General features: G+C 66.6%; 17 protein-coding genes. 6 read left to right on the top strand and 11 right to left on the bottom strand.

From position 1 onward, the window contains the following. Nucleotides 1-31: 31 nt before the first annotated feature. The 4 genes from AADZ55_RS07395 to AADZ55_RS07380 form a co-directional block, all read right to left on the bottom strand. On the bottom strand, nt 32-3,427 hold the full coding sequence (locus AADZ55_RS07395; RefSeq protein ID WP_085325432.1) for a pyruvate carboxylase: 3,396 nt from the start codon (nt 3,425-3,427) through the stop codon (nt 32-34). A gap of 24 nt (nt 3,428-3,451) precedes the next feature. Continuing rightward, nucleotides 3,452-4,090, bottom strand: coding sequence for a vitamin K epoxide reductase family protein (locus AADZ55_RS07390; protein ID WP_085325433.1), 639 nt, complete (start codon nt 4,088-4,090; stop codon nt 3,452-3,454). 5 nt (nt 4,091-4,095) lie between these two features. Next, nucleotides 4,096-4,860, bottom strand: coding sequence for a DsbA family protein (locus tag AADZ55_RS07385; RefSeq protein WP_085325434.1), 765 nt, complete (start codon nt 4,858-4,860; stop codon nt 4,096-4,098). Between the two features lie 129 nt (nt 4,861-4,989). Continuing rightward, on the bottom strand, nt 4,990-6,123 hold the full coding sequence (locus AADZ55_RS07380) for an alpha/beta hydrolase (RefSeq protein ID WP_085325435.1): 1,134 nt from the start codon (nt 6,121-6,123) through the stop codon (nt 4,990-4,992). 396 nt (nt 6,124-6,519) lie between these two features. On the opposite strand from AADZ55_RS07380, the gene AADZ55_RS07370 reads away from it, so the two are divergent. Together AADZ55_RS07370 and AADZ55_RS07365 are read left to right on the top strand one after the other, a co-directional pair. Then, entirely contained in the window at nt 6,520-7,365 is an 846-nt protein-coding gene (locus AADZ55_RS07370) for an aldo/keto reductase (RefSeq protein WP_085325436.1), read from the top strand. 215 nt (nt 7,366-7,580) lie between these two features. Continuing rightward, entirely contained in the window at nt 7,581-7,736 is a 156-nt protein-coding gene (locus tag AADZ55_RS07365) for an MbtH family NRPS accessory protein (RefSeq protein ID WP_119184979.1), read from the top strand. Here AADZ55_RS07365 and AADZ55_RS07360 read toward each other — a convergent pair. From AADZ55_RS07360 to AADZ55_RS07350, 3 genes are read right to left on the bottom strand one after another with little or no spacing between them, the layout of a single operon-like run. Further along, complete coding sequence (locus AADZ55_RS07360; protein ID WP_085325437.1) at nt 7,706-8,419, bottom strand: HNH endonuclease family protein; 714 nt, start codon at nt 8,417-8,419, stop codon at nt 7,706-7,708. The two genes, AADZ55_RS07365 and AADZ55_RS07360, sit on opposite strands and share 31 nt — an antisense overlap. Then, on the bottom strand, nt 8,416-10,647 hold the full coding sequence (gene recG / locus AADZ55_RS07355) for an ATP-dependent DNA helicase RecG (protein WP_085325438.1): 2,232 nt from the start codon (nt 10,645-10,647) through the stop codon (nt 8,416-8,418). Before recG ends, AADZ55_RS07360 begins: the two co-directional genes overlap by 4 nt. Nucleotides 10,648-10,649: 2 nt before the next feature. Beyond that, nucleotides 10,650-12,335 (bottom strand): DAK2 domain-containing protein, encoded by a 1,686-nt coding sequence (locus tag AADZ55_RS07350; RefSeq protein ID WP_085325439.1) that lies wholly within the window; start codon nt 12,333-12,335, stop codon nt 10,650-10,652. A 248-nt stretch (nt 12,336-12,583) separates the two neighbouring features. Here AADZ55_RS07350 and rpmB point away from each other — a divergent pair, with 248 nt between their 5' ends. Continuing rightward, nucleotides 12,584-12,778 carry a 50S ribosomal protein L28 gene (gene rpmB, locus AADZ55_RS07345; protein WP_085325440.1) on the top strand — a complete coding sequence of 65 codons (195 nt, stop codon included), beginning with the start codon at nt 12,584-12,586 and terminating at the stop codon, nt 12,776-12,778. 6 nt (nt 12,779-12,784) lie between these two features. On the opposite strand, the gene AADZ55_RS07340 is transcribed toward rpmB, so the two are convergent. Both AADZ55_RS07340 and AADZ55_RS07335 read right to left on the bottom strand, forming a co-directional pair. Next, nucleotides 12,785-13,468, bottom strand: a complete 684-nt coding sequence (locus tag AADZ55_RS07340; protein ID WP_085325441.1) for a uracil-DNA glycosylase — start codon at nt 13,466-13,468, stop codon at nt 12,785-12,787. 54 nt (nt 13,469-13,522) lie between these two features. After that, a complete protein-coding gene (locus AADZ55_RS07335; protein ID WP_085325442.1) occupies nt 13,523-14,488 on the bottom strand; it encodes a thiamine-phosphate kinase in 966 nt (321 codons plus the stop codon). A 128-nt stretch (nt 14,489-14,616) separates the two neighbouring features. On the opposite strand from AADZ55_RS07335, the gene AADZ55_RS07330 reads away from it, so the two are divergent. Then, entirely contained in the window at nt 14,617-15,171 is a 555-nt protein-coding gene (locus tag AADZ55_RS07330) for a DUF3515 domain-containing protein (protein WP_341286281.1), read from the top strand. Nucleotides 15,172-15,178: 7 nt separating this feature from the next. Here the strand turns inward: AADZ55_RS07330 and AADZ55_RS07325 are convergent, their stop codons facing one another. Both AADZ55_RS07325 and AADZ55_RS07320 read right to left on the bottom strand, forming a co-directional pair. After that, the gene (locus AADZ55_RS07325) at nt 15,179-16,321 is read right to left on the bottom strand and encodes a D-alanine--D-alanine ligase family protein (RefSeq protein ID WP_085325443.1); all 1,143 of its coding nucleotides are present in this window, start codon (nt 16,319-16,321) and stop codon (nt 15,179-15,181) included. A 55-nt stretch (nt 16,322-16,376) separates the two neighbouring features. Further along, nucleotides 16,377-17,399 (bottom strand): NAD(P)H-dependent glycerol-3-phosphate dehydrogenase, encoded by a 1,023-nt coding sequence (locus AADZ55_RS07320; RefSeq protein WP_085325444.1) that lies wholly within the window; start codon nt 17,397-17,399, stop codon nt 16,377-16,379. Between the two features lie 156 nt (nt 17,400-17,555). On the opposite strand from AADZ55_RS07320, the gene cofC reads away from it, so the two are divergent. Both cofC and AADZ55_RS07310 read left to right on the top strand, forming a co-directional pair. Next, nucleotides 17,556-18,206, top strand: coding sequence for a 2-phospho-L-lactate guanylyltransferase (cofC, locus tag AADZ55_RS07315; RefSeq protein WP_085325468.1), 651 nt, complete (start codon nt 17,556-17,558; stop codon nt 18,204-18,206). A gap of 90 nt (nt 18,207-18,296) precedes the next feature. Continuing rightward, on the top strand, nt 18,297-20,513 hold the full coding sequence (locus AADZ55_RS07310) for an RNA degradosome polyphosphate kinase (RefSeq protein WP_085325445.1): 2,217 nt from the start codon (nt 18,297-18,299) through the stop codon (nt 20,511-20,513). The last annotated feature ends 69 nt before the right edge of the window (nt 20,514-20,582 follow it).

The following is a 20,582-nucleotide window of genomic DNA, read 5'->3' as shown; positions in this document are numbered from 1 at the left end:
ATCGCTTCGCTTTGCATCGTCGCCGGCGCCCTCAGCTCACCACCACCAGCAGGTCTCCCCCCTCCACCTGGGCGGTGTCCGACACCGCCACCCGCTCCACGGTGCCATCGTTGGGTGCGGTGATCGGGGCTTCCATCTTCATCGCCTCAATGGTGGCGATGGTTTGCCCGGCGCTGACCTGGTCGCCGACGGACACGCCGACCGTGACAACTCCGGCAAACGGTGCGGCGATGTGTCCCGGATTGCCGCGGTCGGCCTTCTCGGCGGCGGGAACCGCGCTGGCAATGCTGCGGTCGCGCACCAACACCGGCCGCAGCTGCCCGTTGATGATGCACATCACCGTTCGCATGCCGCGTTCGTCGGGCTCGGAGATCGCCTCCAGCCCGATCAACAGCTCCACCCCACGCTCCAGCATCACCCGGTGCTCTTCACCCTGACGCAGACCATAGAAGAACTGGTTGGCCGACAATTGCGACGTGTCGCCGTAGACTTCCCGGTGCTCCTCGAATTCTTTTGTCGGACCGGGAAATAACAGCCTGTTCAGAGTGGCCTGACGCTTTGGCCCGGCCGACGACAGGGCAATTTCGTCCTCCGCCGTCAATTGCTCAGTGGGCCTAGCCGCCCCGCGACCGGCCAACGCCGCGGTGCGTAGCGGTTCGGGCCACCCACCCGGCGGATCACCCAGCTCGCCCCGCAGGAATCCGAGCACCGAATCCGGAATGTCGAATCGCGCTGGTTCGGAGGCGAATTCGTCGGCACTGACACCCGCGCCGACCAGCGCCAGCGCCAGATCGCCGACCACCTTGGACGTCGGCGTGACCTTGACCACCCGGCCCAACACTCGGTTGGCGCCGGCATAGGCTTCTTCGATTTCTTCGAATCGATCTCCCAGCCCCAGCGCGATCGCCTGCTGTCGCAAGTTGGACAATTGACCGCCTGGAATCTCGTGATGGTAGACGCGCCCCGTCGGCCCCGGAAGCCCGGATTCGAACGGCCCATACACTTTTCGCAATGCCTCCCAGTACGGCTCCAGGGCGCATACCGCCGAAAGCGACAACCCGGTGTCGTACTCAGTGTGTGCAGCGGCGGCGACGATCGAACTCAGCGCGGGCTGGCTAGTGGTTCCCGCCAGCGGCGCGGCGGCGCCGTCCACGGCGTCGGCCCCGGCGCGCCAAGCAGCCACATAGCTGGCCAGCTGGCCACCCGGTGTGTCATGGGTGTGCACGTGAACGGGCAGGTCGAACCGGCTGCGCAGCGCGCCAACCAGCTGGCGCGCGGCCGGGGCGCGCAACAGCCCGGCCATATCCTTGATGGCCAGCACATGGGCGCCGGCGTCCACGATTTGTTCAGCCAATTTCAGGTAGTAGTCCAGTGTATATAGTTGCTCACCCGGGTCAGATAGATCGCCCGTGTAGCACATCGCGACTTCTGCTATTGCAGAACCTGTTTCGCGTACTGCGTCGATCGCCGGGCGCATCGACTCAAGGTTGTTGAGTGCATCGAAGATACGAAAGATGTCGATACCGGTTGCCGTTGCCTCTTGGACGAACGCCGATGTGACCATTTCCGGGTACGGCGTGTACCCCACGGTATTGCGGCCGCGCAGCAGCATCTGCAGGCAGATATTGGGCATCGCCGCACGCAGCGTGGCCAGCCGTTCCCAGGGATCTTCCTTGAGGAAGCGCAGCGCTACATCGTAGGTCGCACCGCCCCAACACTCCACAGACAGCAGTTGCGGCATGGTCCGCGCGAGATACGGTGCCACCCGCGACAGTCCGCTGGTGCGTACTCGGGTCGCCAGCAGCGACTGGTGTGCATCCCGGAACGTCGTATCCGTGACCCGCACCGCCGTCGACTCCCGCAGCCAACGCGCAAAGCCCTCCGGCCCCAACTCAACTAGTCGCTGTTTAGAACCGGGCGGGGGTGCGGCCTGCAGATCGACATCGGGCAGCTTGTCGTGTGGGTATACCTTTGACGGACGCGAGCCGTGCGGTTGGTTGACGGTGATATCGGCCAGGTAGTTGAGGATTTTGGTGCCGCGGTCGGCTGAGGCGCGTGCGGTCAGCAGCTGCGGTCGTTGGTCGATGAACGACGTGTTGATCCGACCTGTCTGGAAGTCCGGGTCATCCAGGACCGCTTGCAGGAACGGGATATTCGTCGACACCCCGCGAATCCGAAACTCCGCGATCGCCCGGCGCGCACGGTTGACCGCCGTCGGAAAGTCACGGCCCCGGCAGGTCAGCTTGACCAGCATCGAGTCGAAGTGCGCACTGATCTCCGCGCCCAGGTTGGTGCTGCCGTCCAAGCGGATACCGGCACCGCCGGGGGTGCGAAGCGCGCTGATCCGGCCGGTGTCCGGCCGGAAGCCGTTGGCCGGATCCTCGGTGGTGATCCGGCACTGCAGTGCGGCGCCGTGCGGCCGGATGGCCTCCTGCCGCAGGCCCAGCTGCTCGAGCGTCTCCCCGGCGGCGATACGCAGCTGGCTGGCGACCAGGTCGACGTCGGTGATCTCCTCGGTGACCGTGTGCTCCACCTGAATCCGTGGATTCATCTCGATGAAGACGTACTCACCGCGCTCGTCCAGCAGAAACTCGACGGTGCCCGCGCAACCGTAGCCGATATGGCGGGCGAAGGCGACCGCATCGACGCACATCTTGTACCGCAACTCGGCGTCCAGGTCCGGCGCGGGCGCCAGTTCGATGACCTTCTGATGGCGACGCTGAACGCTGCAGTCGCGCTCGTAGAGATGGATCACGTCGCCGAGGTTGTCCGCCAGAATCTGCACCTCGATATGGCGTGGGTTGATCACCGCCTGTTCGAGATAGACCGTCGGGTCCCCGAACGCCGACTCGGCTTCCCGGCTGGCGGCTTCGATCGCCTCAGGTAGCGCCGCGATATCGTCGACACGGCGCATGCCACGGCCGCCACCACCCGCAACCGCCTTGACGAACAACGGAAACGACATCCCGGTCCGTCCGGACGTTAGGCCCGCCACCAGTTCGTCGACCGAGGCCGACGGCGCTGAAGACGTGAGCACGGGCAGCCCCGCTTCGCGAGCCGCGGCGATCGCGCGAGACTTATTTCCAGTCAGCTCAAGCACTTCCGCGCTGGGCCCGACGAATGTGATGCCCGCGGCCGCGCACGCCGCAGCCAGGTCCGGGTTCTCCGACAGAAACCCGTAGCCGGGATAGACGGCATCGGCACCGGCCCGAAGGGCCGTCGCGACGATCTCGTCAACCGACAGGTACGCGCGCACCGGATGACCGATGTCGCCGATCTGGTAAGACTCGTCCGCCTTGAGACGATGCTGCGAATTGCGATCCTCGTACGCATACACGGCCACTGTGCCGACACCCAGTTCGTAGGCGGCCCGGAAGGCCCGGATCGCGATCTCCCCGCGATTGGCGACGAGCACCTTAGAAATCACACGTGGCTCCCTTACCAGGACAGCTCAGATGAGCGTCGACCAATAGTCCCAGAAGCGGACCATGATGAGCAGAAATATCGTCGTGAACCAGAGCGTGGCCAGTGACCAACGCCATTGGTAGAGCAGCCGCGCCGCAGCGCGTTCCCGGTTTTGGGCCGCCGGACCGAAAAGGATGGACGCGACCACGACCAGCAGTGTGACGATGGCCGCCCAGACCACCATGCAATATGGGCACAATGCCCCGATTCGGTACAGGCTCTGAAATGCCAGCCAATGCACGAACGCCACGCCCGCCAGGATCCCGGCCGCTAAACCCATCCAATACCACCGGGGCAGCGGCACTTTCGCCACCGCCAACACACCGGTGACCACCACCACGGTGAAACCCGCAACGCCGACCAGCGGGTTGGGAAACCCCAGCAGCGACGCCTGCGGTGTGGTCATCACCGAGCCGCACGACACTATTGGGTTGACATTGCACAACGGCACATAGGCCGGGTCGAGCAGAATCCTGATCTTCTCCACCATCAGCGCCGTCGAGGCAAGCAGCCCGATCACACCACCGATCAGCACCCACCACGCGCTCGACACCGGCACCCGAACTTCACCCACAGCGGCCGGGGCCCTGTCGCCGGATCGCTCGGCAGGTTGAGCTGGGACCACAATGGTCAGGATGTCGCGGTAGCTGCAGCCGAGTCAATGCCCGGCACATTGCCCACGATTTCTTTGATCTTGGCGACCAGCGCGTCCGGTGTCGACCACTCGTACTCGGTGCCATTGATCCGGACCGTCGGGGTCGCGTGCACGTTTGTGGCCGCCGCCAGCCCGTCCACCTTTTCGATGTACTTGCCACTGTTGATGCAGTCGGGCACCTTACCCACTACCCCGGATTCGCGAGCGAGTTCGATCAACCGCGCGTTGTTGGGGAAGTCCTTGCCGATCTCGGGAGGTTGGATTTCCTTGCTGAACAGGGCGGAATGGAAGCGGCGGAACGCCTCGATAGATTCGTCGGCGACGCAATAGGCCGCCGCCGCCGCTCGCGACGAATAGTGCTGGTTGCTTGGGCTATCGAGGATGGCCACCATCGTGTAATCGGCCGCGACGGCGCCGATGTCGATCAGCTTTGAGACGGTTGGCCCGAAACCGCGCTCGAAGATGCCGCACGCGGGGCACAGGAAATCCTCGTAGAAGGACAGCACGGCCTTGGGGTTACTACTTCCGGGCTGAGTGACCAGCTTGCTGGACGCCACCCGTACCGCATCGCCCGGGCCCGCGACACCACCCTTTTTGTCGTGTTGCGACGTCACGATGTAGAAGACCAGGGCAACGGCGAAAATGACGACGATGGCGGTGCCACCGATTTGGATTAGCCGACCGAAGTTGCCGTCGGCGGACTTCAGATCGAATCGCGGGCGTTTGGGTTTGTCGGCCACAGTTTCGCTGGTCCTTACCTGCTCGATTGGTCGGCTTGCCCCGACCACAGTCGGGCGACGGCGCCTCTAGCGTACCGGCGGGCACCAACGGGTCAGCCCGCCGCCGGGTAGGCCGGCGTTGACAGCGACTCAGACCCGGCTGAGGTGCGCACGCAGCGCCGAGATCAGCTCGTTGGTCCCGGCAGCACTGCCTCCCCCAAGCTGAAACAGGTTGAGGAAGCCATGCGTCAGCGAACCCAGGTAGCGCAAGTCCACCGCGGTCCCCGCGGCCCGCAGCGCCGACGCGTAGCTTTCGCCTTCGTCACGCAAGGGGTCGAAACCCGCGACCGCAATGAGCGCCGGCGCCAGCCCGGACAACGATTCGGCCAGCAACGGCGACAGCCGCGAATCCGCCGGATCGACATCGGAATCCCTGAGGTATTGCGCGTGGAACCAATCGATGTCCCGCTTGGTCAGCAGAAAACCATTGGCGAACAGGCCCATCGACCGGGTCTGCGCGGTGAAGTCGGTCCTTGGATACAGGAGCCACTGCAGCACCGGGGTGGGGCCGCCCTCGTGGCGAGCCTTGTCGCGTGCCAGCTGACACACCACGGCCGCCAGGTTGCCGCCCGCGCTGTCCCCGCCCACCGCGACCCGCCCGGGGAGCGCGCCGAACTCATCGCAGGCGTGCTCATAGACCCATACAAAAGCCGCATAAGCGTCCTCAACCGCGGCCGGAGCCGGATTCTCGGGAGCCAACCGGTAGTCGATCGACAGTACGTGGATGTCGCCATCGCGGCAGGTCAACCGGCACAGTGCGTCATGGGTATCCAGATCGCCGACCGTCCAGCCACCGCCGTGGTAGAAGACCAGCAACGGTGCAGCCACACCGCCGGTCGGGCGGTAGTGCCGCGCCGGGATCTCACCGGCCGGTCCGGGTATCGACAGGTCGGTCACGTCGACGTGAATCTGCGGACCGGGCATCGCCTCGCATATCGCGCGCATGTGCGCGCGCGAGGCCATGACGTCGTCGTCGACGGCCAGGCCGTCCACCCCGAAGACCCGCGAAGTCGCCAACATCAGCTGCAGTGTCGGGTCAAGCGTATTGCCGTCGATGGTGACCGATCGGCCGGCCGACAGGATCCGTTTGGCCGGCGTCGGGATCCACGGAATGACTTTGACGCCGACATTGACGACGCTGCTCTGCACGCGCCGTGTCCACCTGATGGGCGGGCGGTTCGCTCCGAGATGGAGGTCTGCCGCGCCAGGCAGACTACTGGTCATGGGCTGCCCCCTAGAAACTCTGCCACGGTCGAACCGACCGCAATTCGATCCCCGCCGTCGGACTCGGCGGGTCCTCCGGATCGAGCCGGCGGTAGGTGCCGCGATTCCGGCGTGCCCCCGCGACCAACTCTACGTGGTGACCAAATTGTCTTTGCTGGCACGCCGGCGCCGAAGGCCGTGACGAACACTTACCCAGGTGTTGATTAGGTAGCATATCCAACTCCGTAATATCGTGGTCTCAGAGTCGGTGAACCCAATCCGGATTGCGAGCGAGTTCGACGTGTTCGATTTCGAAGCCCAGCGCCTCGAACTCGGCGCCGAAGTCCCTCGCTCGATGACGGAACCCGGCTTGATCCCAATCCGAGAACCTTCAATTTCACAGGCAGGTGAGATGACGTGACTGGCGAGTCGGGCGCCGCCGTACCCTCAGTAACCCTCAACGACGAGCACACGATGCCAGTGCTGGGTCTCGGCGTCGCGGAACTGTCCGACGACGAGACCGAACGCGCCGTGTCGGCGGCGCTAGAAATCGGCTGCCGGCTCATCGACACCGCCGCGGTCTACGGCAACGAGGCTGCGGTCGGCCGAGCGATCGCGGCCTCCGGGATTCCCCGCGAAGAGCTGTTCGTCACGACCAAGCTGGCCACCCCCGACCAGGGTTTCACCGTCTCCCAGGAAGCGTGCAAGGCCAGTCTGGAACGACTAGGCCTGGATTACGTCGACCTCTACCTGATTCACTGGCCCGCGCCGCCGGTGGGCAAGTACGTGGACGCCTGGGGCGGCATGATTCAATCCCGCGGCGAGGGCCATGCCCGATCGATCGGCGTATCCAACTTCACCGCGGAGCACATCGAGAACCTTATCGACCTCACATTCGTCACGCCGTCGGTCAACCAGATCGAGCTGCACCCGCTGCTCAACCAGGCCGAGCTACGCAAGGCCAACGCCCAGCACACCGTCGTCACCCAGTCCTACGGCCCCTTTGCGCTCGGCAGGCTGATCGACAACCCAACCGTGACATCGATCGCCGCTGACTACGGCAAGACGCCCGCACAGGTGCTGCTGCGCTGGAACCTGCAACTGGGCAATGCGGTGGTCTTCCGGTCAGCCAGACCCGAGCGCATCGCCAGCAACTTTGACGTCTTCGGCTTCGAGTTGGCTGCCGAACACCTGGATGCATTGAACGGGCTCAACGACGGTACCCGAGTGCGCGAGGATCCGCTGACCTACGCCGGCACCTGATAGCTGGGGTTCGGGGCCAAATCTGAACCCGCGCCAGCTGTTGCGCTCCGGATCCAATACCGAACGCGCAGGGCGATCTCGTCTTGTCCTCGCCGGTAGTGACCCAACAGTGCACTGTGCACGGTCCATTGGCGTCGATGGCTTCATCTTGCACATGGGCATCCCCCGCACCAGCGGCCGTTGCTCAGGAGAGCCGTTGAGTACCAATCCGTTTGATGACGTGGACGCGGCCGGCGTTCGCGACTGTTCCGGCCGGCTGCCGGGTGACTTACGGCGAAGACCGTGCGGCCGCGTGCCTGGAATACACCGAGCGGAACGGGATCGATATCTCCGCCGACCACTACCCGGTCGGGCAGGTCGCCGCGGCCTGACGCAGCACGCCCGTCGACGCCTCGTCTACCAGCAACGAGTAGCCGCGCAGCACCGCGATGAACTGCATCGCGTACTGACAGGCGAACGCGGTGTTCGGCGGCATCCATTGGGCCGGCGCCGAATCGCCCTTGTCCTGATTTGCCTGCCCCTGCACGGCGAGCAAGTTGGCCGGATCGTTGGCGAAACGCAGCCGCTCGCGGTCCGACCACCCGTAGGCCCCCATGTCCCAGGCGTACGACAGCGGGACGATGTGGTCGATCTGCACCGATTGGCCGACCTTTGCGCCTCGTTGAAAGGCGACGGTGGTGTTGGTGTACGGGTCGTGCAGGGTGCCGGTGGCCACGGCATTCGGACACCGCTTGGTCGACACATACGTTTTGTCGATCAGATCTCGGTCGAGGATGTCGTCGCGGGTATCGCACCCGTTGTGCCCGCCCGGCGCGTCATTGTTGTCGTCCCAGGGGTCGCCGAACGCCGCTCGTCGGTAGTCGTAGCGGTGGATCCGCCTGGGTAGCGCGGCAATGCCCTCGAGCACGTCGGCACCGGGTTGCACCGTCGGGACGTCGGTGCGTGCGGCGAACTCGTCAGCGTGCTTGGCCGCCGACGATCCCAGCGTCTGGTACGCGACCACCAAGGCCAGCACCGCGACCGCCGACAGCCACAGCAGCATTTTGCGGTTCACGACTTATCCAGGTATTCGATGCGATCGGTGTTGGTGAATCGCGCTGCCAGCAGCGCCAATCCGGAGTGCGCGGTCACGGCCGCATCTGCATAGGCACGGGTGCAGAAATCCCGGGCGGCCTCGATGAACTCCCGGTGATCGGCCAGCGACAGCAACCGTAGGGTTATCGCCTTGCCGGATTGGTTGCGGCCCAGCACATCTCCTTCCCGGCGCTCCTTAAGGTCCAGGTCGGCAAGGGCGAACCCGTCCATTGTCTCGGCGACGGCACGCAACCGCCGACCGGCCGCCGATCCCGGTGACACCCAGCTGGCCAGCAGACATAGGCTCGGATGCTCGCCGCGCCCGATGCGGCCACGCAGCTGATGCAACTGGCTGATGCCGAAACGGTCGGCGTCCATTACCAGCATGACCGTGGCGTTGGCGACGTCGACGCCTACCTCGATGACGGTGGTGCACACCAACACATCGATGTCACCCGCGCGAAATGCGTTCATCGCGGCGTCTTTGTCGTCGGCCGACAACCTCCCGTGCATGAGCGCCAGCCGCAGGCTCGCCAGCTCGTTGGAACGCAATCGGGCGAACAGACCCACGGCGGTCTCTGCAGGCCGGGCGCCCTGGTCGGCTTCGAAGTCATCGGTCTCGTCGATCCGGGGCGTCACCACATAGACCTGACGGCCCGCCGCTACCTCCTCGACGATGCGCTGCCATGCGCGTTGAAGCCAGGCGGGCTTGTCCCGTACGAAGATGACGTTGGTGGTGATCGGCTGACGTCCGCCTGGGAGTTCGCGCAGTGTCGAGGTCTCCAGGTCGCCGTAGACGGTAAGCGCGACGGTGCGGGGTATCGGCGTCGCGGTCATCACCAGCAGGTGCGGGGTGATGCCGGCTTGAGCCTTGGCGCGCAATTGGTCTCGCTGCTCGACGCCGAACCGGTGCTGCTCGTCGACCACCACCATGCCCAGGTTGTCGAACTCCACCGTGTCCTGCAACAGCGCGTGAGTGCCGATAACGATGCCCACCTGGCCGCTGCCAATCTCGGCACGGACCTGCTTCTTCTGCGCCGCCGTCATCGAGCCGGAGAGCAGCGCCACCCGGGTGGCGTTATCCGCACCACCCAGCTGACCGCCCATCGCCAACGGGCCGAGGACCTCTCGGATTGACTGAAGATGTTGTGCGGCAAGGACTTCTGTCGGAGCCAGCAGCGCGCACTGGTAACCTGCGTCGACCATTTGCAGCATCGCCAGCACCGCGAGAATCGTCTTGCCCGACCCGACCTCACCTTGCAGCAGGCGGTTCATCGGGCGGGCCGCCGCAAGCCCGTCGGACAGTACGCCCAGCACCTCACGCTGTCCCCCGGTTAGCTCGAACGGCAGCCGTCCCAACAGTTGGGCCGCCAGACCATCGGACCGTGGCTGCGCCACCGGCCCCGTCTCCGAGAGCTCACCGTACCGCCGCGTGACCAGCGCCCACTGCAGACCGATGGCTTCGTCGAAGGTCAGACGGTCAAGGGCGCGCCGACGTTCGGCCTCGCTTTCGGAGGTATGGATGGCGCGCAGCGCTTCATCTTCGCAGATGAGGCCCAGCTCGTCGCGCAGCTCCGCAGGCAACGGATCAGCCACCGGATCAAGTACATCGAGCACCTGGCGCACGCAGGCGAAGATGTCCCAGCTCTGCATTTTGGTGCTGGCCGGATAAATAGGAAAGAAGCGACGCTCGAAGTCCTCTATCGCGAGCTCGCCCCTGGTTCGCTGCGAGGCGACCGCGATGCTTTTCAGTGACCTGGTGCCGTGCTGTTTTCCGTCCGGCGAGTCGAGGATGAGGAACGCGGGGTGCGTCAGCTGCATGACGCCGTTATAGAACCCGACTTCCCCGGAAAGCATCACCCGCGTGTGTTTGGTGAGATCCTTGCTGATGTAGTTCGCGTTGAAGAACGTGGCGGTCACCTTGTTGCGGCCGGAGCCGACGGTGATGCGGTGACACTTTTTCTTCCTGTCCTTCTTCATGGGGAACGTCGCCGTTTCCGTGATGACGTCGACGACGGTGATGTGCTCACCCGCCGGTGGCCGCTCGTCCCCGCTCTCCTCGGTGCTGCGCACCGATGCACCCTCGGTGTAGCCGCGTGGGTAGTGGCGCAGCAGATCGTCCACGGTTCGGATGCCAAAGATTTCATCGAGGTTGTCAGCGGCCTTGGCGCCCACGATGAAATCCAGCCGGTCGCTCAGGGACACCATGGCTACTCGACCCCGATCAACAGCGCGTCACCACGATGGCCGGTGCGGTAGGTCACCAGCTCGGTGCCCGGATGATGGTCGTGCACATGCTTTTCCAGGATGCCACCCATCTCGGCATCGGCCGTATCGTCGTCGAGGCCGGCGCCGACCAACACGGTGAGCAGGTCACCTCCCGATGCCAACAGCAGGTCTACCAGACCGATCGCGGCCGCGGCGACGTCATGGGCGACGATCAGCACCTCATCGCCGGCGATACCCAAGCCGTCGCCCGGCTTGCAGGTACCGGCCCAGGTCAACGCCTTCTGCGTGGCGATCCGCACCGATCCGTGCCGGACGGTGCCGGCGGCGCGGGCCATGGTGTAGCCATCGTCGACGGCCGGGCGTCCCGGGTCGTGCACAGCCAGCGCGGCCAGCCCCTGCACCATCGATCCGGTCGGCACCGGCACCACGTCGACACCCCAGCCGATGGCCGCGGCACAACCCGCCACCAGTTCTTCAACGGCCACATAGCCGTTGGGCAGCACCATCACTTGCGCGGCGCCGGTGTCGACCACGGCACGCACCAGCTGGTGGGCGCTGATGTCGGCGCCGGGTGCGGGGCCGGGACCTAGGGCGTTCGGACCGGGCCGCAGCACGCAGGCGCCCTCTGCTGCGAACAACTCCGCGGCACCGTCGCCGTCGACGACCGCGAGTACGGCACGTCCCCGACTCCAGCTGCCTGCCGGCAATCCGGTGGCACCCGAACTCAGCGCCGAGATCACGATCCGGCTCAGCCGTCCCACCGCCAAACCGGCCTCAACGGCGGCGCCGGCGTCGTCGGTGTGGACATGCACGGAGTGGCTGTCGGACGCGGCAGCGGCGATGGCCACCGAATCACCCAACTCCTCGAGCCGATCCCTTAGCTCGTCCGCCGCTACCGCATCGCAGCCAGCCAGCAGATACATCACCTCGAATTGCGGGACGGGGCGGTCAGTCGCCGCGTCGGCCGGCAACGGGCGCGGCGACGGCTGGTAAACCGCTCGGGTGGGCGCTTGCCCGGTGATCGTCGAACGCAACGCGTCCAATAGAACCAGCAGGCCCCGACCGCCGGCGTCGACCGCACCCGCGTCCGCCAGCACGTCAAGCTGCTCGGGCGTCTTCTCCAGGGCGACGACAGCCGCGTCACCGGCGGCGATGACCGCACTGGCCAGCCCCTCGTCTGCGCACTGTTCAACGGCTCCGGCGGCGGCGCGCAGCACCGAGACTATGGTTCCCCCGATCTCCACACCCCCCATCGAAGCGACGACCAGCTCGACGCCACGCCACAACGCGGCCCCCAGCACGTTGGCGTCGACCGCGGACAATGTCCCGCCGGAGGCGGCCGCGCTCGCGGTCACGTCGGCGATCCCCCGCAAGATCTGGGACAGGATCACACCGGAGTTGCCGCGCGCTCCGGTCAGGGCGCCACTCGACAGGGCGGCCGCGACCCGGGCGACATCTTCCGCGCCAGCGCCCGCGCTCGCCGCCGAATCAGCCTCGGCAACCGCGGCGCGCATGGTGAACAGCATGTTGGCGCCGGTATCGGAGTCGGCGACCGGGAATACATTGAGTCGGTTGATCTCGTCGATGTGGATGATCAGGTCGCTGACGACCGCGTGCGCCCAGTCCCGCAGGGCCGAGGCGTCCAACAGCCGATCCGGCGTGCGCACCCTTGACCCACCTCCTCCGCGCCAGCCCTCGGTGGGCGCCAGCGTAGCCCGGCCCCAATGTGGACAGCGATGACAGAGCCGGCGCGTCGAGCCTAGCCAGACGCGACGACAGCCAGGTTGTGACGTGTCCCGAGCAGTTGATCGTTTGGTGGTTGCCGGCAACAGTGGCTATCCTGTGCTAGCCCCGCGCTACGCCTGGGCGGTTCCGGCCAGGTCGCCGGACCTAAGAAGATTTGAGGAGCTTAAGCATGGCCGCTGTGTGCGATATCTGCGGGAAAGGCCCCGGCTTCGGCAAGTCGGTGTCGCACTCCCACCGCCGCACCAGCCGCCGGTGGGACCCGAATGTCCAGACCGTGCACGCCGTGACCCGTCCCGGCGGCAATAGAAAGCGACTCAACGTCTGCACGTCCTGCATCAAGGCCGGCAAGGTCACCCGCGGCTAATCTCGGTCACGGTAACCGCCAATCGATCGGCTCGGCCCCCATCCCGACGAGCAGTTCGTTGGCGCGACTGAACGGCCGGGAACCGAAGAACCCACGCGCCGCCGACAGCGGCGAGGGATGCGGCGACTCAATCGCAACGCAGTCGCCCGCGGCCAGCATCGGCTTCAGGGTCGACGCGTCGCGGCCCCACAGGATCGCCACCAGCGGCTGTGCGCGCGCCGCCAGGGCCCGAATCGCGCACTCCGTCACCGCTTCCCAGCCCTTGCCCCGGTGCGACGCCGGGTTGCTCGGCCGCACCGTCAACACCCTGTTCAGCAGCAGCACACCGCGTTGCGCCCAGGGCGTCAGATCGCCGCACGAGGGCAGCGGATAGCCCAAATCCGCGGTGTACTCGTCGAAGATGTTGGCCAGACTGCGCGGCAGCGGGCGTACCTCGGGGGCCACCGAGAAGCTCAGACCCACGGCATGCCCCGGGGTCGGATATGGGTCTTGCCCGACGATCAGGACCCGGACATTGTCGAACGGGAAAGTGAAGGCGCGCAACACATTCGGTCCAGCTGGCAGGTACCTGCGCCCGGCCGCGATCTCGGCCCGCAAGAACTGCCCCAGCTGAGCCACCTGGTCGGCCACCGGCTCCAGCGCGCCAGCCCACCCCCGCTCCACGAGTTCACTCAACGGCCGTGCGGTCACTACACCCCTTTCGCGCGCGGACGGGCCACCGCGTCACCCTAGTCGATTGCCCGACTACTCGAACGACTGCCAGCCCGCGTACCCACGCCACTGCACGCCGTCGACAAGCACCCGGGCGGGCCCGTTCAGTACCCGGCCAATGACGCGCCACCCGGCCGGCGCCGCACCGGCGAAGCAGGCCAGCAGGGCGTGGTCTTCACCGCCGCCCAGCACCCACGACCATGGATCAGCGCCCACGGCGGCGGCGGCCGCGGTCAGCGCAGCGTGGTCCGCGGCAAGCGCGGCGGTAGACAGGTCGATGCTCACCCCGGATGCCTCGGCGACGTGCCGCAGGTCGGCGATCAGACCGTCGGAGACGTCGATCATCGCCTGAGCCCCGGCTGCGGCGGCCGCTACGCCCTGGCCGTAGGGCGGCTCCGGCACCAGATGGCGGCGGCGCAATTCGGTGAAGCCTTCAATCCCGTTGCGCCACAGGGCATAACCGGCGGACGAGCGGCCCGGCTCACCGGCGATGGCAAGCACCGAGGGAGCTTTCGCCCCGGAACGCAGCACCGGCGCGCGACCGTCGAGGTCGCCAAGCGCGGTGACCGACACCACCCAGCGGCCGCAGCTGACCAGATCGCCGCCGGCGATACCGGTGCCGAGGCGTCCCGCTTCCTCCCACATTCCATCGACCAGCGCGCTCACCTGCGCCGCCGGCGTATCGGGCGGTGCTCCGAAGCCGACCACGAACGCGGTGACTCGCGCGCCCATCGCCTCGATGTCGGCGGCGTTCGAAGCGATCGCCTTGCGGCCGACGTCCTGCGGTGTCGACCAGTCCAACCGGAAGTGCCTGTCCTGCACGAGCATGTCCGTCGACACCACCGTGCGGCCATCGCCAGCCGACACCACCGCGGCGTCGTCGCCGGGCCCGAGCATCACCGTGGCGGGCTGTCGACGCCCGCGCACCAACCGGTCGATCACGGTGAACTCACCTAGCTGTTGCAGCGTCGGGGACTCCCCCGATGCGTCATCGCGCACGCCACCTCCTCCGGCGTTGTGCGGCCCTGACGGGCCCCCGAGCACCTCGCCCGACCTGCGGTAAGTTGGGTCCCTGCCGGCGCGAGCGGACCGCGCCAGTGTATGAGAGTCGAGAGGTGGCCCCGCAGGTGACAGCCGAGTCCGACGGGCCACCGCGCGCGCTGATGATCGCCGCGGTGGCGCTGGCGGTGGTGACGATCGGGGTAATCCTGGTTGTCGCGGCGAACCGCCAAGCGCCGCAGCACCCCCCAAAACCCCTGGCCATTCCGGCCGTGCCCGCCCCGCAGGCCGCCAGTCCCGCCTGCAAAGCACTGGTGGCGGCGCTGCCGCAGCAACTCGGCGAGTATCAGCGCGCACCCGTCACTTCGCCAGCGCCCGAGGGTGCGACAGCCTGGCGGGCGCCCCCGGACGGCGCGCCGGTGATTATGCGCTGTGGACTCGACCGACCCGCCGAGTTCGTGGTGGGTTCACCCGTACAGGTTGTCGACCGGGTGCAGTGGTTTCGGGTGACCGCAGAATCCGCCGGCGAGCCGGGCCGGTCCACCTGGTACACCGTGGACCGGCCGGTGTATGTGGCGCTGACCCTTCCCTCGGGATCGGGGCCCACCCCAATCCAGGAGTTGTCAGATGTGATCGACCACACTATCGCCGCGGTGCCGATCGACCCGGCGCCAGCTCGATAGCGCGGGGTCAGCGCAGGCCCACACCCCGCGCCAACGCGGTTTCCACCATCGTCGCCAGCAGGGTCGGATAGTCGACACCGCTGGCCGCCCACATCCGCGGATACATGGAGATCGTGGTGAATCCTGGCATCGTGTTGAGCTCGTTGATCACCGGCCCGTCGTCGGTGAGGAAAAAGTCCACTCTGGCCAGCCCCTGGCAGTCGATGGCCGTGAACGCCCGGATCGCCAGCTGACGAACCGCGTCGGCGACGTCGTCATCGACCTTTGCGGGCACGTCCAATTCGGCCGCGTCGTCGAGATATTTGGTCGCGAAGTCGTAAAAGGAATCCTCACGCCCCCGCACCCCGGCCACCCGGATCTCCCCCAACGTGCTCGCTTCCACCGTGCCGTCGGGCATTTCCAGCACACCGCATTCCAGCTCGCGGCCGTTGATCGCGGCCTCGACAATCACCTTCGGGTCATGCCGGCGGGCCTGCGCAATCGCGGCGGGCAGCTGATCCCAACTCGTCACCCGGCTGACTCCGATCGACGAGCCGCCTCGGGCGGGTTTGACGAACACCGGCAAACCCAGCCGCTCGCACTCCTGCCGATGCAGCGTCGGCCGCGACGGCCGCAGCACCGCGTGGGCGCCCACCGGAAGCCCATCGGCAGCGAGCAGCTTCTTGGTGAATTCTTTGTCCAGGCCCACGGCACTGGCCAGCACACCGGCGCCCACGTAGGGGACCTCGGCGAGTTCGAGCAGTCCCTGGATCGTCCCGTCCTCACCGTAGGGGCCGTGCAGCACGGGAAACACCACGTCGACCGAAGCCAGAACGTCACCGGCGCCGGGTGGCAGCGACACCAACTGGCCACCGCGCCGCGGATCGGCGGGCAGCGCCAGCTCGGTCCCCGATCCGGCGTGGACCTGCGGTAACACCCGGTTTGCAATCGCCAGGGCGTCCGGGTTGGGATCGGTGAGCACCCACGAACCTTCCGGGGTGATGCCGACCGCGATCACGTCGAACCGCCGTGGATCCAGGTTGCGCAGGATGCTGCCGGCGGACACGCATGAGATGGCGTGCTCGTTGCTGCGCCCACCGAACACGACGGCCACGCGGACACGGCCATCGGGTGACGGCCGTGGCCCCAGGGACCGATCGTTGGCACTCACAACCTAAAGAGGCTACCGGTTGCGTCGCGCCCGGGTCGGACTTGCTGGGTCGGGCTCATTCGGGCTTGGTGCGACGCCCCAACAGCCGCGCTATTGCCTCGTCCACCGACAGTGCCCGGTGACAGACCCGGTGTACCGCGTCGGTGAGTGGCATTTCAACGTCGTAGCTGGACGCCAGCGCGAGCACGGACTCGCACGACGTAACCCCCTCGACGACGTGGCCATCTCGGCCGTCGGGAGAGCCGTGCAGTGCTGACTGCATCGTCTCGCCCCGACCCAGGCGTTCGCCGAACGACCGGTTGCGCGAACGTGGTGAGGTGCAGGTGGCGACCAGATCACCCACCCCCGCCAGACCGGCCAGCGTCGCGCCGTTGGCGCCGAGTGCCGTCCCGAGCCGGATGATCTCCGCCAGCCCCCGGGTAATGATCGCCGCAGCGGTGTTCTCGCCCAGCCCGACGCCGACCGCCATCCCGCACGCAAGCGCGATGACGTTCTTGCATGCCCCGCCGATCTCGGTGCCGACGACATCGGCGTTGGTGTACGGCCGGAAGTACCCGCTGTTCAGCATGCGCTGCAAGGCGACCGCGCGGCCGGAGTCACTGCATGCGACGACGGTGGCGGCGGGCTGGCATTGGGCGATCTCGCTGGCCAGGTTGGGTCCCGAAATCACCGCGACCTGGCTGGGGTCCACCCCGGTCACAGACAGGATGACCTGGCTCATCCGCATCAGCGTGCCGAGTTCAATGCCCTTGGCCAGGCTGACCAGGGTCGCGCCGTCGCAGAATAAACCGGCCCACTGCTCGAGATTGGCCCGCATGGTCTGCGCCGGCACTCCCAGCAGCACCGTCGTCACGCCCGCGAGTGCTTCCCCCGCATCCGCGGTCGCCCGGATGCCCGGCGGCAACAGCGTGCCGGGCAAATAGTCGGGGTTGTAGCGGGTGGAATTGATCTGGTCGGCGACCTCGGCTCGCCGCGCCCACAGGATGACCTCACCGCCGGCGTCGACGAGCACCTTGGCCAGGACCGTGCCCCATGCACCGGCGCCCATCACCGCCACTGTGCTTCCCGTACCGACCATCCACCACCCCCGTGTGTCGTCAATTCGGCATTGCGCCGCTACACCCTAGACCCACCGGCGAGTCGTCATCACGCTAGCGCGACGTTCGGCTGTCAGGACCACGCTAGCGTGACACTCGCGGACGACGCGCGGATCAGCGCTGGCAGGATGACCTTCATGAGCGGCAGACGGGCCGACGGCAAAGGTGATGTCGCGCTGATCATCGCCGTCAAGCGGTTGGCCGCCGCCAAGACCCGGTTGGCTCCGGTGTTCTCGGCGCGAACTCGGGAGCACGTGGTGCTGGCCATGCTCGCCGACACATTGACCGCCGCAGCCGGTGTCGGCTCCCTGAGCTCGATCACGGTCATCACACCCGACAAAGCCGCGGCGGCTGCGGCAGCCGAACTCGGAGCCGACGTGCTGGCCGACCCGACTCCCGAAGACGATGCCGACCCACTGAACAACGCCATCGCCGCCGCCGAACGAGTGGTCGCCGGTTCCTTCTCCAATATCGTTGTGCTGCAAGGTGATTTGCCGGCATTGCAGACTCAGGAACTCGCCGAGGCGATCTCGGCGGCGCGCCACCATCGGCGCAGCTTTGTCGCCGACCGGCTGGGGACCGGCACAGCGGTACTGTGCGCGTTCGGAACCGCGCTCGATCCGCAGTTCGGGCCGGATTCATCCGGGCGGCACCGCCGTTCGGGCGCGATCGAGCTGACGGGCGCCTGGCCCGGCCTGCGCTGCGACGTCGACACGCCCGCCGACCTGACCGCCGCCCGGCAGCTCGGGGTGGGGCCCGCGACCGCGCGAGCCGTCGCACGTCGTTGACGGGGACGCGGCCACGCGGCGAGGCATCCAGCGGGTAAACGGCAGACCAACCGCGAACCTCTGCCCGCGCAGTGCTGGCAACGCCACCGGGTGATAGGCAATGATCGCAGGGTGACCGAAATCGAAACCACTCCCGTCACAGATGTGCGGCCCGAGGAGAATGCGCGGCGTCCAGGCGACGCGGCCCTGGCAGCGCCGCCCGCTGCGACCCCCGCCGCGATAAGCGACCAGCTACCCTCCGACCGCTACCTGAACAGGGAGCTGAGTTGGCTGGACTTCAACGCGCGCGTGCTTGCCCTGGCCGCCGACAACTCACTGCCATTGCTGGAGCGCGCCAAGTTTCTGGCGATCTTCGCGTCCAATCTCGATGAGTTCTACATGGTCCGGGTGGCCGGCCTCAAACGCCGCGACGAGATGGGGTTGTCGGTTCGCTCCGCCGACGGTCTGACACCGCGCGAACAACTGGGCCGGATCGGCGAGCAGACGCAGCAACTCGCCAGCCGGCACGCACGTGTATTCCTGGATTCGGTGCGACCCGCGCTCGGCGAGGAGGGCATCTACATCGTCACCTGGGCCGATTTGGATCAGGCTGAGCGCAACCATCTGTCGACCTATTTCAATGAGCAAGTCTTCCCCGTCCTGACGCCGCTGGCCGTCGATCCCGCCCACCCCTTCCCCTTTGTCAGCGGGTTGAGCCTGAACCTGGCGGTCACGGTGCGCCAACCTGAGGACGGCACCCAGCATTTCGCACGGGTCAAGGTGCCCGACAACGTCGACCGCTTCGTCGAACTCGCAGCACCCGAGGGCGGCGACGAAGCTGTGGGGACCGAAGGCCGAACCGTGCTCCGGTTCCTGCCGATGGAGGAGCTGATCGCGGCCTTCCTTCCGGTGCTGTTCCCGGGCATGGAGATCGTCGAGCATCACGCGTTTCGCATCACCCGCAATGCCGACTTCGAGGTTGAGGAGGACCGCGACGAGGATCTGCTGCAGGCGCTCGAGCGAGAACTGGCCCGGCGGCGGTTCGGTTCGCCGGTGCGGCTTGAGATCGCGGACGACATGACCGAGAGCATGCTGGAGCTGCTGCTACGCGAACTCGACGTGCATCCCGGCGATGTCATCGAAGTGCCCGGGCTGTTGGACCTGTCGTCGTTGTGGCAGGTCTACGCCGTGGACCGGCCCGCGCTCAAGGATCGGACATTCGTTCCAGCCACCCACCCCGCCTTCGCCGAGCGGGAAACACCCAAGAGCATCTTCGCGACGCTGCGCGAAGGCGATGTGCTGGTGCACCATCCGTATGACTCGTTCTCCACCAGCGTGCAGCGTTTCATCGAGCAGGCCGCCGCCGACCCCAACGTACTGGCGATCAAGCAGACGCTGTACCGCACCTCCGGCGATTCGCCGATCGTCCGGGCGTTGATCGACGCCGCCGAAGCCGGAAAGCAAGTGGTGGCACTGGTCGAGATCAAGGCACGCTTCGACGAACAAGCCAACATCGCCTGGGCACGTGCACTCGAGCAAGCGGGCGTGCATGTGGCCTACGGGCTCGTCGGGCTCAAGACGCACTGCAAGACCGCGATGGTGGTGCGCCGCGAAGGTCCCACGATCCGGCGGTACTGCCATATCGGGACCGGCAACTACAACAGCAAGACGGCGCGACTCTACGAGGACGTCGGGCTGCTGACGGCCGCGCCCGATATCGGCGCCGACCTGACCGATTTGTTCAATTCGCTCACCGGCTACTCACGCAAGCTGTCCTACCGCAACTTGTTGGTGGCCCCGCACGGAATCCGCACCGGCATCATTGACCGCGTCGAGCGAGAGGTCGCTGCGCACCGTGACCGGGGTATGGGCCGCATCCGGCTGAAAATGAACGCACTTGTCGACGAACAGGTCATCGATGCGCTGTACCGCGCGTCGCGGGCAGGTGTGCGGGTAGAGGTGGTGGTGCGCGGCATCTGCGCGCTACGCCCAGGCGCGGAGGGCCTATCCGAAAACATCATCGTGCGCTCGATTCTCGGCCGCTTCCTGGAGCACTCTCGAATTCTGCATTTCCGCGCTATCGACGAGTTCTGGATCGGTAGCGCCGACATGATGCACCGCAATCTGGACCGGCGAGTCGAAGTTATGGCTCATGTCAAAGACCCGCGGCTGACCGCGCAGCTGGACGAATTGTTCGAGTCCACGCTGGACCCGTCCACCCGGTGCTGGGTGCTCGGGCCCGACGGGCAGTGGACCGCGTCGCCGCAGGAAGGCCATAGCGTGCGCGACCACCAGGAATCGCGGATGGAGCGGCACCGCAGCCCCTGACACTGCGTGCCGATTCCGACCACTACACCGACCACATCCACGACCGCGAGCGGCTCTGGCCGAATTGAC

The sequence above is a fragment of the Mycobacterium decipiens genome, assembly GCF_963853665.1.
In the GTDB taxonomy this organism is placed as follows: Bacteria; Actinomycetota; Actinomycetes; order Mycobacteriales; family Mycobacteriaceae; genus Mycobacterium; species Mycobacterium decipiens.
The sequence above is the reverse complement of the archived record's forward strand: the minus strand, read 5'-3'. Positions and strand labels throughout refer to the sequence as shown.

Bases quoted from the DNA above. Each gene is read 5' to 3' on its own strand.
- AADZ55_RS07380 (WP_085325435.1), bottom strand. From the start codon at position 6,123: ATGACCAGTAGTCTGCCTGGCGCGGCAGACCTCCATCTCGGAGCGAAC.
- AADZ55_RS07365 (WP_119184979.1), top strand. From the start codon at position 7,581: ATGACGTGGACGCGGCCGGCGTTCGCGACTGTTCCGGCCGGCTGCCGG.
- recG (WP_085325438.1), bottom strand. From the start codon at position 10,647: ATGGTGTCCCTGAGCGACCGGCTGGATTTCATCGTGGGCGCCAAGGCC.
- rpmB (WP_085325440.1), top strand. From the start codon at position 12,584: ATGGCCGCTGTGTGCGATATCTGCGGGAAAGGCCCCGGCTTCGGCAAG.
- AADZ55_RS07320 (WP_085325444.1), bottom strand. From the start codon at position 17,399: ATGGTCGGTACGGGAAGCACAGTGGCGGTGATGGGCGCCGGTGCATGG.
- cofC (WP_085325468.1), top strand. From the start codon at position 17,556: ATGAGCGGCAGACGGGCCGACGGCAAAGGTGATGTCGCGCTGATCATC.